This is a genomic window from Streptomyces sp. P5F9 (assembly GCF_057961495.1).
Genome location: NZ_JBXVPZ010000961.1, coordinates 1 through 1,080 on the forward strand (window position 1 = coordinate 1; position 1,080 = coordinate 1,080).

Below are 1,080 nucleotides of genomic sequence, written 5' to 3' on the forward strand. Positions count from 1 at the left end.
GACCGATGCCGGGTCGGTGCGGGAGGCGGCGGGCGGGTCGGTCGCTGCCGTGCACGCGGTGTCGCCGTTCAGCGGGCCCGAGCAGGGCTTCGACGCGCTCGATCCCGACTTCTTCGTCAGGGCGGCGGACGCGTTGCTGACGGGTCTGGCCGGGGCAGGGGTGCGGCGGCTCGTCGCGGTCGGGCTGTTCGCGGATCTCCTCGGGGCGGACGGGCGGCCGGTGATGGACGACCCCTCGGCGTTCCCGCCGGAGATACGGCCGTTCGCGCTGGCCCACACGGCAGGACTGCGGCGCCTGCGGGAGGCGGGCCGGAGTGAGGTCGACTGGGTGATGCTCACCCCGGGCGGCGGCCTGGACCAGGAGGCCCCGCGCACCGGACGGCACCGCTTGGGCGACGAGCGGGTGCCGGAGGGCGCGCCCGGGCTGTCGTACGCGGATCTGGCGGTGGCGGTGCTCGACGAGATCGAGACGCCGACCCGGCACCGCGAGCGCGCGTCGGTGTTCGTCCCGCGTGACGTGCGCAGGGCCGCTGAGAGATAGGAGAGAGACGCACGGCAGGAGGGAATGCTTCTTCCATGGCTCGCATGGCTCGTACGGCATCGCTCGCGACTCCACCGACCCGTAATGGACTGCTCGTTGTTCAACCGCTCAGGAAGCGGCACTGTGCCGAGTGTCGTCGGGGGCCGTTGCCGTTGCTGGTCGTCGAGGGTGGTGTGCCGCGGTGTCTCGGCTGTGTGGATCTCGGGCATCTGGTGTTCCTGCCGCGCGGCGACACGGCGTTGACGCGCAGGGCGCGCGAGGAGAGTGCGCTGTCGGCGGTGGTGGTGCGGTTCGACCGGCGGCGGGGCCGGTACGAGCGGCAGGGCGTTCTCGTCGAGGAGGCGGGGCTGGCGCGGGCCGAGGAGCGGTGTCTCGCGGACGCGGAGGCGCGACGGCGGCGCCGGGCGCGGGACGCGGTGCGGCGGGCCGCGGAAGACGTGCGGTTCGCGGAGGCGTTCGCGGCGGAGATACGGCGCCTGTTCCCCGGCTGCCCCGAGGCGCGGGCCCGGGCCGTCGCCGCGCATGCCTCGGCACGGGGC

2 protein-coding genes are annotated in these 1,080 nt (G+C 74.7%); both read left to right on the top strand.

The features are described from left to right. Positions 1-541 (top strand): NAD(P)-dependent oxidoreductase (locus tag AC31A1_RS51810; RefSeq protein ID WP_489659978.1); only part of this gene is annotated, 541 nt, incomplete at its 5' end. A gap of 44 nt (positions 542-585) precedes the next feature. Beyond that, on the top strand, positions 586-1,080 hold a 495-nt coding region (locus AC31A1_RS51815), incomplete at its 3' end, for a DUF2293 domain-containing protein (protein WP_489659979.1).